This is a genomic window from Pseudomonas sp. NPDC087614 (assembly GCF_044743485.1).
Lineage (GTDB): Bacteria > Pseudomonadota > Gammaproteobacteria > Pseudomonadales > Pseudomonadaceae > Aquipseudomonas > Aquipseudomonas baetica_A.
Genome location: NZ_JBIUWN010000009.1, coordinates 65,680 through 82,800 on the forward strand (window position 1 = coordinate 65,680; position 17,121 = coordinate 82,800).

General features: G+C 59.9%; 16 protein-coding genes and 2 pseudogenes. 11 read left to right on the forward strand and 7 right to left on the reverse strand.

All coding sequences use genetic code 11. The features are described 5' to 3' along the window. The first annotated feature begins 207 nt into the window (after positions 1-207). The 4 genes from moaA to ACIOWA_RS05700 all read left to right on the forward strand — a co-directional run bounded on the left by moaA (position 208) and on the right by ACIOWA_RS05700 (position 5,831). Complete coding sequence (moaA, locus tag ACIOWA_RS05685; RefSeq protein ID WP_401158686.1) at positions 208-1,206, forward strand: GTP 3',8-cyclase MoaA; 999 nt, start codon at positions 208-210, stop codon at positions 1,204-1,206. 192 nt (positions 1,207-1,398) lie between these two features. Further along, positions 1,399-2,742, forward strand: coding sequence for a chromate efflux transporter (gene chrA, locus ACIOWA_RS05690; protein ID WP_401158688.1), 1,344 nt, complete (start codon positions 1,399-1,401; stop codon positions 2,740-2,742). A gap of 408 nt (positions 2,743-3,150) precedes the next feature. After that, positions 3,151-4,515 (forward strand): glutamine synthetase family protein, encoded by a 1,365-nt coding sequence (locus tag ACIOWA_RS05695; protein WP_401158690.1) that lies wholly within the window; start codon positions 3,151-3,153, stop codon positions 4,513-4,515. Between the two features lie 32 nt (positions 4,516-4,547). Next, positions 4,548-5,831: an NAD(P)/FAD-dependent oxidoreductase gene (locus ACIOWA_RS05700; protein ID WP_401158692.1), complete on the forward strand. Its 1,284-nt coding sequence runs from the start codon at positions 4,548-4,550 to the stop codon at positions 5,829-5,831. Positions 5,832-5,935: 104 nt separating this feature from the next. Here ACIOWA_RS05700 and ACIOWA_RS05705 read toward each other — a convergent pair. Further along, positions 5,936-6,728, reverse strand: a pseudogene (locus ACIOWA_RS05705) (DeoR/GlpR family DNA-binding transcription regulator). A gap of 253 nt (positions 6,729-6,981) precedes the next feature. Further along, a complete protein-coding gene (locus ACIOWA_RS05710) occupies positions 6,982-7,497 on the reverse strand; it encodes a transporter suffix domain-containing protein (RefSeq protein WP_401158694.1) in 516 nt (171 codons plus the stop codon). Between the two features lie 120 nt (positions 7,498-7,617). On the opposite strand from ACIOWA_RS05710, the gene ACIOWA_RS05715 reads away from it, so the two are divergent. Genes ACIOWA_RS05715 through ACIOWA_RS05725 form a run of 3 tightly spaced genes read left to right on the forward strand, consistent with a single transcriptional unit; the run spans position 7,618 to position 11,303 of the window. After that, complete coding sequence (locus tag ACIOWA_RS05715) at positions 7,618-9,171, forward strand: efflux transporter outer membrane subunit (RefSeq protein WP_401158697.1); 1,554 nt, start codon at positions 7,618-7,620, stop codon at positions 9,169-9,171. Then, entirely contained in the window at positions 9,164-10,288 is a 1,125-nt protein-coding gene (locus ACIOWA_RS05720) for an HlyD family secretion protein (RefSeq protein ID WP_401158699.1), read from the forward strand. The genes ACIOWA_RS05715 and ACIOWA_RS05720 overlap by 8 nt, the downstream gene beginning before the upstream one ends. Further along, positions 10,278-11,303 carry a DUF2955 domain-containing protein gene (locus ACIOWA_RS05725; RefSeq protein WP_401158701.1) on the forward strand — a complete coding sequence of 342 codons (1,026 nt, stop codon included), beginning with the start codon at positions 10,278-10,280 and terminating at the stop codon, positions 11,301-11,303. Before ACIOWA_RS05720 ends, ACIOWA_RS05725 begins: the two co-directional genes overlap by 11 nt. Here ACIOWA_RS05725 and ACIOWA_RS05730 read toward each other — a convergent pair. The 4 genes and pseudogenes from ACIOWA_RS05730 to ACIOWA_RS05745 form a co-directional block, all read right to left on the reverse strand. Next, the gene (locus ACIOWA_RS05730; RefSeq protein ID WP_339507919.1) at positions 11,288-11,734 is read right to left on the reverse strand and encodes a hypothetical protein; all 447 of its coding nucleotides are present in this window, start codon (positions 11,732-11,734) and stop codon (positions 11,288-11,290) included. The genes ACIOWA_RS05725 and ACIOWA_RS05730 overlap by 16 nt on opposite strands. A 404-nt stretch (positions 11,735-12,138) precedes the next feature. Next, positions 12,139-13,158: an AbrB family transcriptional regulator gene (locus tag ACIOWA_RS05735; RefSeq protein ID WP_401158704.1), complete on the reverse strand. Its 1,020-nt coding sequence runs from the start codon at positions 13,156-13,158 to the stop codon at positions 12,139-12,141. A 27-nt stretch (positions 13,159-13,185) separates the two neighbouring features. Continuing rightward, positions 13,186-13,614, reverse strand: a pseudogene (locus tag ACIOWA_RS05740) (HD domain-containing protein). A gap of 15 nt (positions 13,615-13,629) precedes the next feature. Next, positions 13,630-14,010, reverse strand: a complete 381-nt coding sequence (locus ACIOWA_RS05745; protein WP_221733875.1) for a hypothetical protein — start codon at positions 14,008-14,010, stop codon at positions 13,630-13,632. 163 nt (positions 14,011-14,173) lie between these two features. Between ACIOWA_RS05745 and ACIOWA_RS05750 the strand changes: the two genes are divergently transcribed. The 3 genes from ACIOWA_RS05750 (at position 14,174) to ACIOWA_RS05760 (ending at position 16,047) form a co-directional block, all read left to right on the forward strand. Then, positions 14,174-14,605, forward strand: a complete 432-nt coding sequence (locus tag ACIOWA_RS05750; RefSeq protein WP_401158706.1) for a hypothetical protein — start codon at positions 14,174-14,176, stop codon at positions 14,603-14,605. 607 nt (positions 14,606-15,212) lie between these two features. Then, complete coding sequence (locus ACIOWA_RS05755; RefSeq protein WP_401158708.1) at positions 15,213-15,500, forward strand: fructose-bisphosphate aldolase; 288 nt, start codon at positions 15,213-15,215, stop codon at positions 15,498-15,500. A 358-nt stretch (positions 15,501-15,858) separates the two neighbouring features. Continuing rightward, positions 15,859-16,047, forward strand: a complete 189-nt coding sequence (locus ACIOWA_RS05760; RefSeq protein WP_401158710.1) for a hypothetical protein — start codon at positions 15,859-15,861, stop codon at positions 16,045-16,047. 86 nt (positions 16,048-16,133) lie between these two features. On the opposite strand, the gene ACIOWA_RS05765 is transcribed toward ACIOWA_RS05760, so the two are convergent. Then, on the reverse strand, positions 16,134-16,682 hold the full coding sequence (locus ACIOWA_RS05765; RefSeq protein ID WP_401158712.1) for a cupin domain-containing protein: 549 nt from the start codon (positions 16,680-16,682) through the stop codon (positions 16,134-16,136). Positions 16,683-16,811: 129 nt separating this feature from the next. Between ACIOWA_RS05765 and ACIOWA_RS05770 the strand changes: the two genes are divergently transcribed. Continuing rightward, positions 16,812-17,057, forward strand: a complete 246-nt coding sequence (locus ACIOWA_RS05770; protein ID WP_401158715.1) for a hypothetical protein — start codon at positions 16,812-16,814, stop codon at positions 17,055-17,057. The last annotated feature ends 64 nt before the right edge of the window (positions 17,058-17,121 follow it).

A 17,121-nucleotide genomic window follows, 5' to 3' on the forward strand; every position in this document is an offset into this window, starting at 1 on the left:
GGATGGGGGTGTATTGGTTCGTGGGTACTTATTCACCCTGCGCACATTGTCTGATTGCTATTCATAACCCCGCGGGCAAAAAATATCTGATCATCGACAGAATCAATCAGCCGTTCATTAACAGTGATTGGACGCCACACAACGTTGTCCATAACCTGCGCGGTCTTGTTCCGTTAATCGCGGATTTCTCACTCCTGCGAGGCTGTCATGTCAGAGCGCGTCCTGATCGATGGTTACAACCGCCGCGTCGACTATTTGCGCATGTCAGTCACTGACCGCTGCGATTTCCGCTGCGTCTATTGCATGGCCGAAGACATGCAGTTCCTGCCCCGGCAACAGGTACTGACGCTGGAAGAAATCCATCAACTGGCGCAAAGCTTCGTCGCCCTGGGCACCCGCAAGATCCGCCTCACCGGTGGCGAGCCGCTGATCCGCCCGGGCGTGGTCAAGTTGTGCGAGCAGATCGCCGCCCTGCCCGGCCTGCGCGAACTGTGCCTGACCACCAACGGCTCGCAACTGGGCAAACTCGCCGCTCCGCTGTTCGATGCCGGGGTCAAACGTCTCAACGTCAGCCTCGACAGCCTCAACCCCGAGCGTTTCCAACAGATGACCCGCACCGGCGATCTGGCTCAGGTGATCGACGGCATCGATGCTGCGCGCAGGGCCGGTTTCACCCGAACTAAACTCAACGTCGTGGTGATGCAGGGCCGCAACGATCAAGAGATCAACGATCTGGTGAGTTTCGCCATCGACCGTCAGCTGGATGTCTCCTTCATCGAAGAGATGCCCCTGGGGATCATCAGCGAGCACAGCCGGGCGGAGTCGTTTTTCTCAAGCGCGCAGGTGCGCGAAAAGATCGCCGAGCGCTATACCCTGATCGACTCTGCCGAATCGACTCAAGGTCCATCGCGCTACTGGCGGCTGGCCGAGGCACCGGACATTCGTCTGGGGTTCATCTCGCCGCACAGCCACAACTTCTGTGGCACCTGCAATCGGGTGCGGCTGACTGTCGAGGGGCGCTTGCTGTTGTGTCTGGGTAACGAGCATTCGGTGGATTTGAAAGCAGTGCTGCGCGCCCACCCTGGGCAACCGCAACGGCTGGAGAAAGCCATCATCGAAGCCATGAAGCTCAAGCCGTATCGGCACAACTTTGAAGTGAACGACGACGTTCAGGTCGTGCGGTTCATGAACATGACCGGCGGTTAAGTCAACATTCACAGGCGTAAACGGGATCGCATTGCATGTGCGGTTGTGCAAGGACAGCGAAGGCCGCGCCGTACAGCGGGCGGCTGCGCCACAAGGTCGGAGCCAGATGCTGGATTCTCAAACTGTCTGGCACTGCGTCACAAAAGCCTGATTAGATAGCCGCTCCCCACGGATTCACCTCAGGAGCCACGCTTGAGTACAACGCCCAAAGATCTACCTCGCCCCGACCCGGTCAGCCTGCGCGATGCCTGGCGCTTCTGGCTCAAGCTTGGCTGCATCGGTTTCGGCGGCCCGGCCGGGCAAATCGCGATCATGCATCAGGAACTGGTCGAACGCCGGCGCTGGATTTGCGAGAGACGTTTCCTCCACGCACTCAACTATTGCATGTTGCTGCCCGGCCCTGAGGCCCAGCAACTGGCGACCTACATCGGCTGGCTGCTGCACCGAACCTGGGGCGGTGTGATCGCGGGTGTGCTGTTTGTCTTGCCGTCGCTGTTCATCCTGATTGCACTGTCGTGGGTCTACATCGCCTTCGGTGATCTGCCGGCAGTGGCCGGGGTGTTTTACGGGATCAAACCGGCGGTCACGGCGATTGTCCTGCACGCGGCCCACCGCATCGGTTCGCGGGCGTTGAAAAACGCTTGGCTATGGGCCATTGCCGGCGCCTCTTTCGTGGCGATTTTTGCCTTCAATGTGCCGTTTCCGTTGATCGTGCTTGGCGCCGCAGTGATCGGTTATTTCGGTGGACGACTGGCGCCCCGGCGATTCGCTAACGACGCCCAGCGCAGCGGCGGAAAATCCTTCGGCGCCGCGCTGATCGATGACGACACCCCGACACCCGAGCACGCACGATTCAGCCTGCACAAATTGCTGAGAATCATGCTGATCGGTGCAGCGCTCTGGTGTTTGCCGATGGCGTTGCTGACCGCTCTATTGGGCTGGGACGGCACCTTCACACAAATGGGCTGGTTCTTCACCAAAGCGGCGTTGCTCACCTTTGGCGGGGCCTATGCGGTGCTGCCCTACGTCTATCAGGGCGCCGTCGGGCATTACGGCTGGCTGACACCAACGCAGATGATCGACGGCCTCGCCTTGGGCGAAACCACGCCGGGACCGCTGATCATGGTGGTGGCATTTGTCGGCTTTATCGGTGGTTATGTGCAACCGGCGTTCGGCCCGGAACATGCATTCGCCGCTGGCGCGTTGGCGGCGACGCTGGTGACGTGGTTTACCTTCCTGCCCTCGTTCCTGTTCATCCTTGCTGGCGGGCCATTGGTGGAGTCGACTCACAATGAACTGAAGTTCACCGCTCCGTTGACCGCCATCACCGCAGCGGTGGTGGGGGTGATTCTGAATCTGGCGTGCTTCTTTGCCTACCACGTGCTCTGGCCGAACGGCTTTGCCGGGCACATGGACTTTTTCTCGGTGACGCTGGCGGTTGCAGCGGCGTTGGCATTGTTCGTTTTCAAGCGTGGCGTGATCACTGTGCTGATCGTTTGCGCCCTTGCCGGGCTGGCCTTTCACTTGATGGGCTGAAACGCAGCCAGCCAATCTCCCGTTTACACGCCCGTGGATTGCCCCTTACTATCCGGGCACACCGGTCGGCGGGTCAGTCCCGCCACCGACGTTTTCCGCCAACGGAAACACGCGTTATGAGTACGTCACCACAACAACGAAACTCGTTGAACGTCTCCGCTAAGTGCGCCCTCCCTCACAGGGGCCGCGCATGAATCGTATCGTCAATCTCCCCATGGCCCTGCGCCGTTCCAAGCTGCGTCACTCCGCACGCCCGCCGGATATCGCCCTGCCTGATCGCGCCTGAAAGAAGCCGCGACAGCCCCCTACTCCTTGATATACCTGCCAGGACGCCCGCGCCTAATGCCGAGCTGCGTCCGGACCGATTCTGCGCGCCTGTGCGGCGCCATCGTGAGTGATTGATTGATTATGAAATTCGCAGCCATTGAAGACGCACGCCTGTTCCTTGAACAGAACCCCGATATCGACATGATCGAGCTGTTCATCCTCGACGCCAACGGCGTGCCGCGCGGCAAGCTTCTGCACCGCGAAGAGCTGCTCGCCGTGTACGAGAGCGGCCGTCCGTTGCCAAGCACCATCCTTGGCCTGACCGTACAGGGTGACGACGTCGAAAACTCGGGGCTGGTGTGGGACGTCGGCGATATCGACTGCCGCGCCTACCCGCTGCAAGGCAGCCTGGTGCGCTTGCCGTGGCGGCAGATTCCGACGGCGGCGGTGCAGGTCAGCATGCACCCAAGCGAAGGTATGCCAGCGAGCATCGCCGACCCGCGTCACTTGCTGATCAAGGTCATCGACGGCCTCAAGGCCGAGGGTTATCACCCGATCATGGCCTGCGAACTGGAGTTCTACCTGCTCGACGCGAAACGCGATCACAACGGCCGTCCGCAACCGGCGCTGGATGCCGACGGTGGGCGACCGCGACACACTCAGGTCTACGGCTTACGTGAGCTGGAGCAGATCGAACCGTTTCTCGCCGACCTCTACAGCGCCTGCAAACTGCACGGCATTGCGGCGCGCACGGCGATCTCGGAATACGCACCGGGGCAAGTGGAAATCACCCTTGAACACGGCGACGCACTGGAGGCTATGGATCAGGCGGTGCGCTACAAACGGCTGGTCAAAGCCATCGCGCACAAGCACGGCATGCAAGCGACATTCATGGCCAAACCGTTCGATGATCTGGCCGGCACGGGCATGCACATGCACGTCAGCCTCGCCGACGCCGAGGGGCGCAACCTGTTCGCCTCCGAAGACCCTGCCGGCACCCCGCTGCTGCGCACGGCAATTGGCGGGATGCTCGCATCCTTGCTCGATTCGCTGCTGCTGTTCTGCCCGAACGCCAACTCCTACCGGCGCTTTCAGGCCAACAGCTACGCGCCTTTGGCGCCGACCTGGGGCGTCGATAACCGCACCGTCAGCCTGCGCGTGCCGGGCGGTCCGGCCAATACCCGGCACATCGAACACCGCATCTGCGGCGCCGACGCCAACCCGTATCTAGCAGCGGCGGCGATCCTGGCGGGCATTCATCGCGGCATAAAAGAAGACATCGATCCGGGCGAACCGGTGCAAGGCAATGGGTATGCGCAGGCGAAAGAATTGCTGCCGACCGACTGGCTGACCTCGCTCACGGCGCTGGAAAATTCGGCGTGGGCACGGGATGCGCTGGGGCAGGAATTTCTTGGGGTGTATCTGGCAGTGAAACGTGCGGAGTACCGGCAGTTCATGGCCGAAGTGGGTGAGCAGGACTGGCGCTGGTACCTGACCGAAGCCTGATCTTTTTTCCTCTTTTTGCCTTGGATATCGACATGACTGAACGCAGCAACTCCTACTACACCGCCACCCTCAACCAGGACACTGACTACCCGACCCTGCAAGGCCGGCACAAGGTCGATGTGGTGATCATCGGCGGTGGTTTCACCGGCGTCGCCACCGCCGTCGAACTGGCCGAAAAAGGCCTGAAAGTCGCCATCGTCGAAAGCCACAAAATCGGCTGGGGTGCCACCGGGCGCAACGGCGGGCAAGTCACCGGCAGCCTCTCCGGCGATGGTGCGATGCGCAAACAGATGCGTCCGAAACTCGGCGACGAGGTCGATGATTTCATCTGGCACCTGCGCTGGCGCGGGCACGAGATCATCCAGCAGCGCGTGGAAAAATACGGCATCCAGTGCGACCTCAAACACGGCCATTTGCACGCGGCGTACAAGCCCAGCCACATGACCGGTCTGCGCAACGATTACGAAGAAGCCGTGCGCCGCGGCCTGGGTGATGAAGTCGGCCTGCTCGACCGCAGCCAGGTGCGCGACTTGCTGCAAAGCGACCTCTATCACGGGGCGATCAAGAACACCCGCAACCTGCATCTGCACCCGCTCAACCTATGCATCGGCGAAGCGCGAGCGGCGGAAAGTCTCGGGGCGCTGATCTTCGAAAACAGCGAAGTGCTGGAGATCATTCACGGCGCTACGCCAGGTGTGAGAACCGCCCAAGGCCAGATCGACGCCAATCAAGTGATGCTCGCCGGTGACGTCTACCACAAACTCGAACCGGGCCAGCTCAAGGGCAAGATTTTTCCGGCCATGGGCGGCATCGTCACCACCGCGCCGCTGGGCGATCTGGCCAAACAGATCAACCCCGAAGACCTCGCGGTCTACGACTGCCGCTTCGTCCTCGACTACTATCGCCTGACCGCCGACGGCCGCTTACTGTTCGGCGGCGGCGCCAACTACAGCGGCAAGGATTCACGCGACATCGCCGCCGAACTGCGCCCGTGCATCGAGCAGACCTTCCCGGCGCTCAAAGGCGTGCAGATCGATTACCAGTGGAGCTGCGCGATGGGTATCGTCATCAACCGCATCCCGCAACTGGGCAAACTCTCGGACAACGTCTGGTACTGCCAGGGCTACTCCGGGCATGGCATCGCCACCACCCACATCATGGGCGAAATCATGAGCCGGGCGATCACCGGGCAGATGGAGCAGTTCGATACGTTTGCCGCGTGCCAGCACATTCGCGTGCCGATGGGGGATTTGCTGGGTAACCCGTTGTTGGCGGCGGGGATGTGGTATTACCAGATGCTTGAAAAGTTGCGTTGACTGGACTGACCCCATCGCGAGCAGGCTCACTCCTACAAGGGGAATGCATTCCAACTGTAGGAGTGAGCCTGCTCGCGATGAGGCCCTGAGCCGCTATACAAATCTCAATCGGGCAACTGCTCCACCTCAATCCCCAAGCGCCGGTAATCCTCGACACTTCCCGACGCCAGATGCTGCTCGGTAATCAACGTATGCACCCGCGTGCACGGCGTCACCACAAACGGCTCAACCGCGCCCAGCTTGTCCGCCGTGGTCACCGCGATCACCTGCGCGGCGCTTTCGAACAGCGCCTGCTTCACCGGCACTTCATCGAAATACAGCGAACTCAGTCCCACCTCCGGATGAATCGCGCACACCCCGGTAAACAGCAGGTCAGCCTTGATGCTTTGCAGCAGACGCACAGTTTCGTGACCGCTGACCGCTGACCGACATGGTCGCCAGGTTCAACTGCCCGCCCGCCAGAATCACCTTGATGCCCTTGTATTCGGCGAGAGTGATGGCGGTCATCGGCGAGGTGGTCACCGCTGTGATGCGGATATCCGCTGGCAATGACCGCGCAATCTGCAACGTGGTGGTGCCAGAGTCGAACAGCACAATCTGACCTTCCTTCACCCGCCCGGCGGCAAGCTGCGCCAGGCGCGTCTTTACCTCATCGGTTTCACTGATGCGGGTGAAGTAGTCCTTGCCGGTGTCCTTCGGCCTTGGCAAAGCACCGCCGTGTACCCGTTGCACCAGGCCGGCATTATCCAGTTCGGCGAGGTCGCGGCGGATGGTGTCTTCGGACACAGCGAAGTGCTGGCTCAACTCGGACGCCATGACCTTGCCGTCGCGTTCGAGGATCAGGAGGATTTTCTGCCGACGCAGGGATGGGAGTTCGGTAACCGAATGATCGTGCATGGTTATGCCTGTTTATGCTTGTAATTGCAGGTTTTAACCGAGATTAGCCAAAGCCCCGGGCAAACACAAACAGGCGGGTATCAATTGTTTCGATCATTGGAATCAACACGCCGAATTTTTTCTTTGCATTGCGCCTGTTCAGAATGGCCCCACTCTCAACAGGCTCAGGATGACCACCTTATGAATCTCAATTTCGCTTTCGCTTGCATGATCGTCGTGTCTTTCGCGGTTGCCTTGGGTCACGCCTGAGGCATCAAACCGACACCACCCGCGCGGTACGCACAAACAACGCATGCGCCTTCTCCCAGAAATTCCCGCCCAGCACAAAAAAGCTGCCAATAAACATCAAGTCGCCCAACAATTGCAGTTGCCACAGATTGGGCCGCAACCCCGGCCAGAAGTTGTCGAAATACGGTTCCAGAAACGACGTCAGCAACGGCAGGCAAAACATCACCACGCCCACCCGATGCCGCAGCGGCGAGACTTCCGCGACAGGCGTCGGCAGCATCCCCGAGACATGCCGGCCAATCGTGCGCTTGAGTTCAGCGAACCCGGCCTTGCCCATCACCGCGATGACCAGCAGCAACAACACCTTGTTACTGATGAACAGCACGCCGGTCAGCGCCGCGACCTTCGAGCCGGGTACATCGAGGGCGGCGGCCAGCGGCACCATCAGCCACGAGCCGAGCATCAGGCAGATGATCCCGACACCGACTTTGAAGCGCCAGGTGGCGTGGCCCGGTGTCACCGGATCTTGGGCAGTTTCCATGGTCTCGTACCTGTTTGGGTGGGGGCTGATGCCCGAAAAGCGTAGCAGCAGATTCGCCCGAACAACTTGCAGTTCGCCGTCTATGCTCCACTGATACTTGCGGGTCAGGGACATAACGCAATGCCTTGGACAACAGCCCTGCTGACGCGGCCCGGTCATCTGTTGTTGCTTGTCGCCTTGAGTTTGAGCGGCTGCGTGCGCCTGGGGCCGGATTTCCAGCCGCCCGCCGAGACGTGGAGCAAGCAATGGAACAGCGTGGCGCTGGAACAAGCCAGCGAACGTGCCGCCCAGCCGGATCTGCGCCAATGGTGGCAAGTGTTCGCCGACCCCGTACTCGATCGCCTGATTGCCGAAGCCGATGCGCACAATAGCAGTCTGAAAATCGCCGGCTTGCGGGTGCTCGAAGCCCGCGCGCAACTGAACATCGCCGAGAGCGGTCGCTACCCGCAACTGCAACAGGTCGGCGTCGACAGCTTGTACGTCGACCGCCATCAGTCCGGGGGCAACAACCCACAGGATCTGCATTTCTGGCAACACAGCGCCGCGTTCGATATCGGTTGGGAACTGGATTTCTGGGGCCGCTTCAGCCGTGCCATCGAATCGTCCGACGCCAGTTACTTCGCCGCTCAGGCCAACTACGAAGACGCGCTGGTGCTGTTGCGCGCGCAAGTGGCCGACACCTATTTTTCCCTGCGCACCACCGAAGCCCGGATGCGTGTCGCCCGGGAAAACGCCGTCCAGCAAAAGCGCAACTTCGAGATCACCGAAAAACTCTTCACCAGCGGCCAGACTGCCGAACTCGACTTGCAACAGGCAAAAACCCAATACCTCGGCACCCTGAGCAGCATTTCGGCGTTCGAAGATCAGCTACTGCGCACCCGTAACGCCCTGGCCGTGCTGGTCGGTCAGCCACCCGGTGGCGCGGCGTTGCTGGCCGAACAACCGGGGCTGATTCCCTTGCTGGATCGCGCCGTGCTGCAAGACGTCCCGGCCAACCTGCTGCTGCGTCGCCCGGACATACGCGCGGCAGAACTGAATGTCGCCGCGCAATCGGCGCTGGTCGGCGCCGCCGAAACCGATCTCTATCCGTCGCTGACCTTGCTCGGCAGCATCGTCTGGTCCAGCGATACCCTCGGCGCCACCCCGCGCAGCCTCGATCTGATCGGCGGCCCGAGCCTGCGCTGGAACATCTTCGATTACGGCCGTTTCCGCAACAACGTGCGGGTACAGGACTCGCGCTTGCAGCAACTGATCGAAGCCTACCGCGACAAGGTACGCCAAGCCGCACGCGAAGCCGACGATGCTGCCAGCGGCTTGAGCAAAGCGCTGGAGCGCGAACGCATTCTGCGCCAGGCCGAAGGCGCTGCGCGACGTTCGCTGGTGCTGGCCAACACCCAATACCGCGAGGGTTATTCCGACTTTCAGCGGGTGCTCGACGCGCAACGCGCCCTGCTCGAATTGCAAGACAACTATCTGGTCAGCCGCAGCAACGCCGTGAGCAACCTGATCGCCCTGTACAAAGCCCTCGGCGGCGGCTGGCAAAGCAACGCGCCGCAGGTCGATGAGCCGACACGGCAACAGATGCAACAACGCACTAATTGGGGCGATTTGCTCAGCGCGCCGCCCGACCGACCGGCGTATCCCCTTCCATCGCAGGTAACCCGTCATGACTGAAGCCGCGCCACCCGCCCCGGCCCCCGCGCCTGCCCAGGCTGATCCTGCAAAAAAAGGCATCCGCTGGGTGTTGTTGCTGATCGTACTGAGCCTGGCCTGGTACCTGCTCGCCGACCGCTACACGCCCTACACCCAGCAGGCGCGGGTCGGTGCGTTCGTGATTCCGGTGGCGGCGGAAGTCGCCGGTCGGGTGATCCGGGTCAACGTGCGCAACAATCAGGACGTGAAGGCCGGCGATATCCTTTTCGAACTCGACCCGCAGCCGCTGCAAATCGCCGTGGATCGGGCGAAAGCCGATCTGGAGTCGACCCGTCGTCAGGTCGGCGCCAGCACCGCTGGCATCGCCTCGGCGCAGGCTTCGTTACGAGCAGCACAAGCCAACGAACTCAAGGCGCGGCAGGACAATCAGCGGCTCGAGGGCTTGTACAAACAGGATCCGGGCACTGTCTCCGTGCGGCTTCTGGAAGTGTCGCGAGCCAACCGTGAGCAAGCCGTGGCCCAAGTCGCCGCCGCCCGCGCCGAAGTGCAACGTGCGCAGGAACAGGAAGGTGGTAGCACGGACACTAACGCACAGTTGCGCAGCGCAGCTTCTGCATTGGCCAAAGCTGAACTGGATTTGTCTAACACCCGCATTGGCGCACGCTCTGCAGGTTTGATCACCGACCTGCGCACCGACGTCGGCCAGTTCACAGCCGCCGGCAGTCCGTTGATGACCTTGATCGCCATCCACGACGTATGGATCAGCGCCGACCTGACTGAAAACAATCTCGGTCATGTGCAACCCGGAACCCCGGTCGCCATCGTCCTTGACGCATTGCCCGGTGAAGTCCTTGACGGTCGGGTGCGCAGCGTCGGTTATGGCGTGAGCGTCGGCCAGACACCCGCGCCCGGCACCTTGCCAAGCATTCGGAACAGCCGCGACTGGCTGCGCCCGGCGCAACGTTTCCCGGTGATCATCGAGTTCTCTGAAAAGGCAAAGAAACACCTGATCGACAGCCGCGCGATCCGTGCCGGTGGTCAGGCGGAAGTCATGGCCTTTCCCACTGAAGGCAATCCGCTCAATCCGCTGGGGCGGCTGTTTGTCGGCCTGATGAGCTGGCTGTCGTATGCCTACTGAGCGCAGCGTCCCGGCGCAACGGGCCTTGCGCCTGGCGTTCGGCACGGCGCTGTGCACCGCCGCCAGTTATGCGTTGGCCTTGCCGCTGGCGTTTATTTCACCGGTACTGACGGCGCTATTGCTGGCCAGTTTGCCTCGCCCATTGCCACTGAGAGGCGCATTGGTGCTGGCGTTAGTTGCTGCGCTGACGACGAGTATCGGCCTGCTGCTGGTGCCCTTGCTGCGTTATTACCCGATGAGCGGCGTGCTGTTGATCGGCCTCGGTTTGTTTCTGGTATTTCGCTTCGGTCTGCGTGGCGGCAATCCGTTGATCGTGACCTTTCTGGTGATCGGCATGACCATGATCTGCGCCGCCGGGTTTGCCGAATTCGATCTGGCGATGGCGGTGATTGGCGCGCTGGTCAAAGGCTTGTTACTGGCCGTCGCGGTGGTCGGTGTCAGCCACGCGGTGTTTGCGGAACGACCCGACAGCCCCGTTCCACCCAAACCGCCCACCTTGCCCGACGACGAAGTCCCGCGCGTAGCCCTGCGCGCCACCCTGATCGTCATGCCGACGTTTTTACTGGCCCTGAGCGACCCGGCCAGCTACCTGCCGATCATCCTCAAAGCCGTCAGTCTCGGCCAACAAACCTCTACCCCCAACACCCGCCACGCCGGGCGCGAACTGCTCGGCTCGACCCTGCTTGGAGGCTTGCTGGCTGTGCTGCTCTGGTGTGGTTTGAGCCTGTTCGTGCATGTATGGATGTTCTTTCTTTGGACGCTGCTGTTCGGGCTATGGCTGGCGCGCAAGCTCTATCGCCTGGGCCCGACAACGTTCAGCCCCGGTTTCTGGCTCAACACCCTGGTGACGATGATCATCCTGCTCGGCCAATCGGTGCAGGACAGCGCGGCAGGCAAAGACGTCTACAGCGCCTTCGCGGTGCGTATGGGCCTGTTCATCCTGGTGACGCTCTACAGCGCATTGATGATGCACCTGCTCGTAGCGCACAAGCCTCAGCGTCAAGGTGTGATCTGATAGCCGCGCCCCTGCAGACACCCGGTGTAAGCACTGGAACTCGCCGCCGCATGGGTCTTGTTCTGCGCGCGCCGATCCTGACGCTGCCGTGCGCCACCGACTACAGCGCCGGCGGCAGCCGATTGCCCGGCGCGGTTTTGCCGGTAATCCTGCTGACGATCATCGTCGACCGCATCGTAGAACTCGTCGTGCTGGCGGCCGCGCACCTCAGCCGCTGTTGCACCGGCCGCAGCACCCACGGCTGCGCCCTTCAGACGACCGCCGGTTTGCGGGGTTGATGTCGTCGAGGTCGACGCAATGGAGCGGCAGTCGTTGATATCGATCTGGGTTTGTTGCGAGGTCTGGCCCTTGAGCGGGACGACGGATTCGGCGCTGGCTTTAGTGGTGAAGATGGCAGCGATCACGAGTGGGATGAACGCTATGCGAATCACGATTACCTCCGGCGGGGCCTGGGGTTGGCTGCGAGGCGGGGTAGTCCGGGAGTGTAGTTCAATGTGCTCGAGGAAGAATGCTTAAGAGAAGAGGATACTGACCTCACCGTTATGGAATCAGTGGCTCGCACTCGCCGTTATGGATACCATCCCGACACCCCCAATTTTGCCGATCACGGATCTCGATGCGTCGTTTACTCAGCCGAATTGCCGCGCTCATCAAGCCTGAGGCAAAGCCACTTTTTGCCGGATACAGGAGCCCAAGGGTTCTAAAACGAGCGTTATTTCCTGCCGTTTTTTACGTGTTTGAGTGACGCTGAAAAACAGCGCTATTACGCAAGATTCAATGCCAGCGCCGCGTGGATAGAACAACTGGAGTTGATGTACGGCGACGATTGATTCGTTCAGGCCCCCTCCCGTACTCGCCGCACCTGCACCCACAACGCCGGCGCAAAATGCAGCAGCACCATCCGCGCCAGATGATGAGTCAGGATAAACACCACGTTCAGCCCACCGGCAAACGCGACAATCGCAATCGTCTCGATCGCCCCCGGCATGTACGCCAGCCATAGCGACAACGGATCGCTGCCCAACCACCGCGCCGCTACCTCTGCAAACACCGCCGCCACCACAATCATCAAGCCGACCGAGACCAGCGCCGTGCGGCCATGCAGGCCCAACTCCCTGACGCCCAACCCCTGAAACCGCGAGCCGATCCGCACACCGAGAATCAGTGCCGCCAGATTCAAGCTCCAGTCGGGCATGTGAAAACCGTGCAACCAGCCTGCTTTTACAAAGACTGCGGTGATGATGATCGCCGTGAGCATGAAGGGCGCCGGCACGCCGATCACCAGCAGCAATCGACCGAGCACGACGCTCAAGCCGATTACCGAGAAAACCGTCAACGCCATGCCGGTGGTCAGCGGATCGCTATCAACAGCAGCCACCGACACCTGCCCCGGAATCAAAAAGCTCACCAACACCGTGATCAGCAGTAACCGCATCAGATGCACGATGATGACTTTGCTCGACGCCTTCTCCGACTCCAGCAAATCGAACACCGCCGCCAAAGCCCCCGGATACACCGCCAGCAGCGCATCGGTGCGATTCCACCCTGCCCCACGCGTCAGCCACCAACCGGCCAGGGCAATCTGCACCGTCAGGCACAGCAGCAACACGCCAAGGCTGGGCAACATGGTCGACGCCGTCGCACTGTCCCACGCTTCGAACATCAGCCCGGTGGCGATGCCCAGGGTGACCTGGATGTAGCCCAAACCATAAGGCGTTGCGGGTACGAAGCCTGATTTAGTGACGACCAGTGCCGTGACAAGGATCGAACCCAACAGCAAACCATGAGGCACACCGAGGGATTGCAACACCGCGCCAAAACCGGCGGCGACCAACAAACACAGAATGGATTTCATATTCGCCTTCCTGGCAATTCAACTGGCTTAAGCGCGCAACCGTCCAATCGCGCGCCGGTACTTCTCGATCCGTTCCAAATCCTCCCAGCTCGGCGAGGCAATCCGCGACAAATCGCTGTTCTCTTCCAGATCCGCCAGTTTCACCACCCGGCCAATCGGGTTCTGCGCCGCGCGATCGACAAAATCCTCATAGGACTCACCCGGTACTTTGGTTACCGACGCAATAGCCGTCAGCACCTCCTCGCTGAAGCCTTCCTTGCGCAAATCATCAAGGCTGATATCGCAATCCTCGACCACATCGTGCAGCACCGCTACGATGCGTTCTTCCAGCGTGGTCATGCGCAGCATTACCTTCAGCGGATGCAGAATTTACGGTGCCCCGCCCTTGTCCACCTGCCCGGTGTGCGCGGTGGCGGCGATGGCGATGGCGATGGCGCGTTCGAGTGTCTGGGTCATGGGGATTTCCTCGGGTTAGACGCCGTAACGGCCGCCAACGTGGATGTTGCGTTTGAGCCAGCCGCCAATCGCTTTCAACCGACCGACCGGCTCGGCGTGTTGCTTGAGAATCATGCCAACTAACGTCGCCTGATCCGCACCAGGATGTGCATCGATCAACTCAGCGACCCAGGCACAATCAGCCTTCTTCAAATGCTCACGCCACTCACCGGGCCAGGCCTCCAGCTCATACAGCGCCAACCAGCGCGCACCGCCCTGCCCACCATGCCCTCCGGCCGTCGACTGTTCGAAGCAGAAAGGCGTGGCCGCTCGGGACAGGTCGATGTTGAAAATGTAGACGTCGTGGGTTGGGTGCTGCGACGTGGGGGCGTTGTTGCGGCTGCCGATTTCGATCATGGGCAATATTCCAATCCTTGGGCCTAGATGTGTCCGATTGTTTCTCAGTCTACGCGAACAGCGCAAATCAAAAACCTGATTGAACCTCCTTCTCCTACGCAATCTCGAAACCATAAGCGCCCAAACATTGATCAGAACCGGCGCCTTCGAAGAGCAAATACCGATGACCATTCGATTCCTGCTTCTGCTCGCCACTTTCTGCGTCATCCCCACCTGCGTCATGGCCGAAGGCTGCGACGTCCAAACCCGTTCTTCCAGCTCCGCCGTGCCTGCCGTATCCGGCCACAGTTGCTATGAGTACGAAGGCACGCCCGTCAACGCCATCGACTGGTCATGCAGCAACGAAAGCAAAGACATGGTCAACGCCGTCAAGAAAAAGGTCCAACAGTGCGACGACCACTATCAGGCCACCTGCATCGCCACCCTCACCCAGGAATCCCTAGCCAACCCGCACTACACCAGCAAGGACAAAAATGCCAAAGCGTTGAATATTCCTGATGGCGCGCAGGTGACCACGTATTACTACGGTGCGGAGAATCTGGGGCAGGCGAAGATTGATTGTGAAAGTGGTGGCGGGCGTTGGAAGGCGAAGTAATGGTTGTTTAGCGCAAAAAAAGAGACACCGCTGGGTGTCCCTTTTTCGTGCATCAACACATTCATTGTGGCGAGGGAGCTTGCTCCCGCTGGGCTGCGAACCGGCCGCTGTACCAACATGCAAAGCCATGATCTGAGATTCGACCGAACTTGAAGTCTGAAAAACGCGTAGGAAAACACCCCTTGTGGCGAGGGGATTCATCCTCGATGGGTTGCGAAGCGGCCCCAAACCGGCGAATTCATTTCTCCAGACACGCCGCACGCACGGATTACGACGACTGCGTCGCCGAGCGGGAGCAAGCTCCCTCGCCACAGGTGTGGGTTTGCGTCCTACAGGCTGGTTGTGGGTGCCGACATTGCGGCCTAGAGTAGCTGTCGCTGACCGCAGTCAGCGAGGGTTTCGCAGCCCTGAAGAGATATGACTAACACCGTCAAACAACAATTCTGGCAAAATTCGCCGGCATTACGTTTTATGGCGGCTGTGTGCGGGAGACTTTCGAGTCTGCCGAGTCTTTGGTCTTTCTCCTCGGTCTGCGAACCCGCTCACAGCCGCCACCCATTTGTTTCGCAGCAGAGAGGTGGCTCTTTTTACTGAGAGGGCTTTTCTAATGACGATCAATAAACCGCTCCACCACTACGCCCACATGTCCCACCCAGCCACGGACCACCCCGTCCTCCTGATCGACGCCGACTCCCCACTTCGCGAACTCCACGCCTGCCTCGCCGAACGCCTCAACGCCGTCCTCAAATACCTCGACCTCATCGCCTGCACCAGCCTTCCCGACTACGCCGAACATGACATCAACACCGTGACCAACATCGCCAGAATCATGGTGCAGGATGTCAGAGACGTGTTTCGGGTAATTGAGCAGCGAGGTTTTGACGCGCCGACTTAATAACCAACACATTACCAAAAGTGCCAACATCATCAGCACACGGCCATCCAATCAGCGATAACGTCGTTGACACTTCAGAAAAATCATTCAATAAAAAAGACATCGGATCGCGCCCGACACCTATTGTTCGCGCAGCATGCATCTGCTGTCCTGGAACCGAATCGGTGCGGAGGAATAACTGGAGATTTGACACCAGAACACGAATGACCTTTCGAGTAATAGCTGGAAACAACAGTATTGACACACTGCTATTACTAATAGCTCTAAAAAACTGTCAATTCTTACAGGTGCCAGACTTTAGATCTCACTCTAATGTGGCGGTGCAGTACGCCCTAACCACCAACAAAAAGGACTGATCATGGACAACTCCCGCAAAAAATCAGCGCTCCTCTCCATCGCCTTCCTCGCAGCAACTGCAATCGGCTACAGCAGCCTATCGATGGCTAGCAATGTAAATACCGACCATTCGGTACGCGGAGTCAAAGCCGTATATGCAGAGGACTGTAAAGAAGCCGATAAACGCGATGGCCGATGCACACAAAGATAAATTTAACTTCAAAATGGATAAGAGAAACCGCAACTCTGCGGTTTCTCTTTCCCTGAATATTTTTCAGACCGAATAAGTTTTTTTCCTCAAAAATTCGCAGGCGTATTCGCACTAATTATCTCAGCCTCATCCGCCCCGATATTCCGGAACTTATGCGGCAACGTCGTCGGAAAGTAATACCCATCCCCGGCATTCAAAACACTCACCGACCCATCCACGGTCAACTCAACAGTCCCGCGCGTAACAAGCCCACACTCTTCACCTTCCGCGTGAACAATCGGCTCTTCCCCGGAGCTCGCGCCCGGTGCGTATTGCTCGCGCAGCAAGCGCATTTGTCGGCTCGGCACGGAGGCGCCGATCAGCAGCAGGCGCAGGCCATGGCGGCCTAGATCGGGCTGTTCGTTGGCGCGGAAGACGTATTGGTGTTCGCGTGGGGGCTGGTCGAAGGTGAAGAAGTCGGCCAGGGACATCGGGATGCCTTCGAGCAGCTTTTTCAGTGAGCTGACGGAAGGACTGACGCGATTCTGTTCGATCAGGGAGATGGTGGCATTGGTCACGCCGCTACGCCGGGCCAGCTCGCGCTGGGAGAGTATGTAGCTTACGCGTACTAGTTTGAGTCGAGAACCCGTATCCATGACTGCCTTATGTGAGAACGACTTAAGGGCGATGGGGGTGGGTGGCGGGTGCCGCGCAGGTCGCGCGGATCACGTTGCTCCCGTGTCCCGGAACCGTGAAAGGCGGCTATTAAATCACGTTTGGTGGTGTTGCTCAGCAGGTTCGATGGATGGTGGGGAAATCGCTACAACGTGCTGATCGTCGGTTTCACCATCGCCGCCCTAGTGCCGGTGCTCGCGCCCACCCTGTTCAAACAATTACCCGAATGGTCGCAGCCGTTCCTGCACAGCAGCGTGGTCATCGCCTGCCTGGTGTCGGTGCTGCTCAATGCCGCGCTCAATGGCGTCAGCGCGCCCGAAACCACCGCCGGTAAATCTGCCTCGCACATCCTCTGACTGGAGCCTGCCCATGACTCAACTTCAAAACATCCTGATTAAAAATCCGCTCGCGGTGATGACC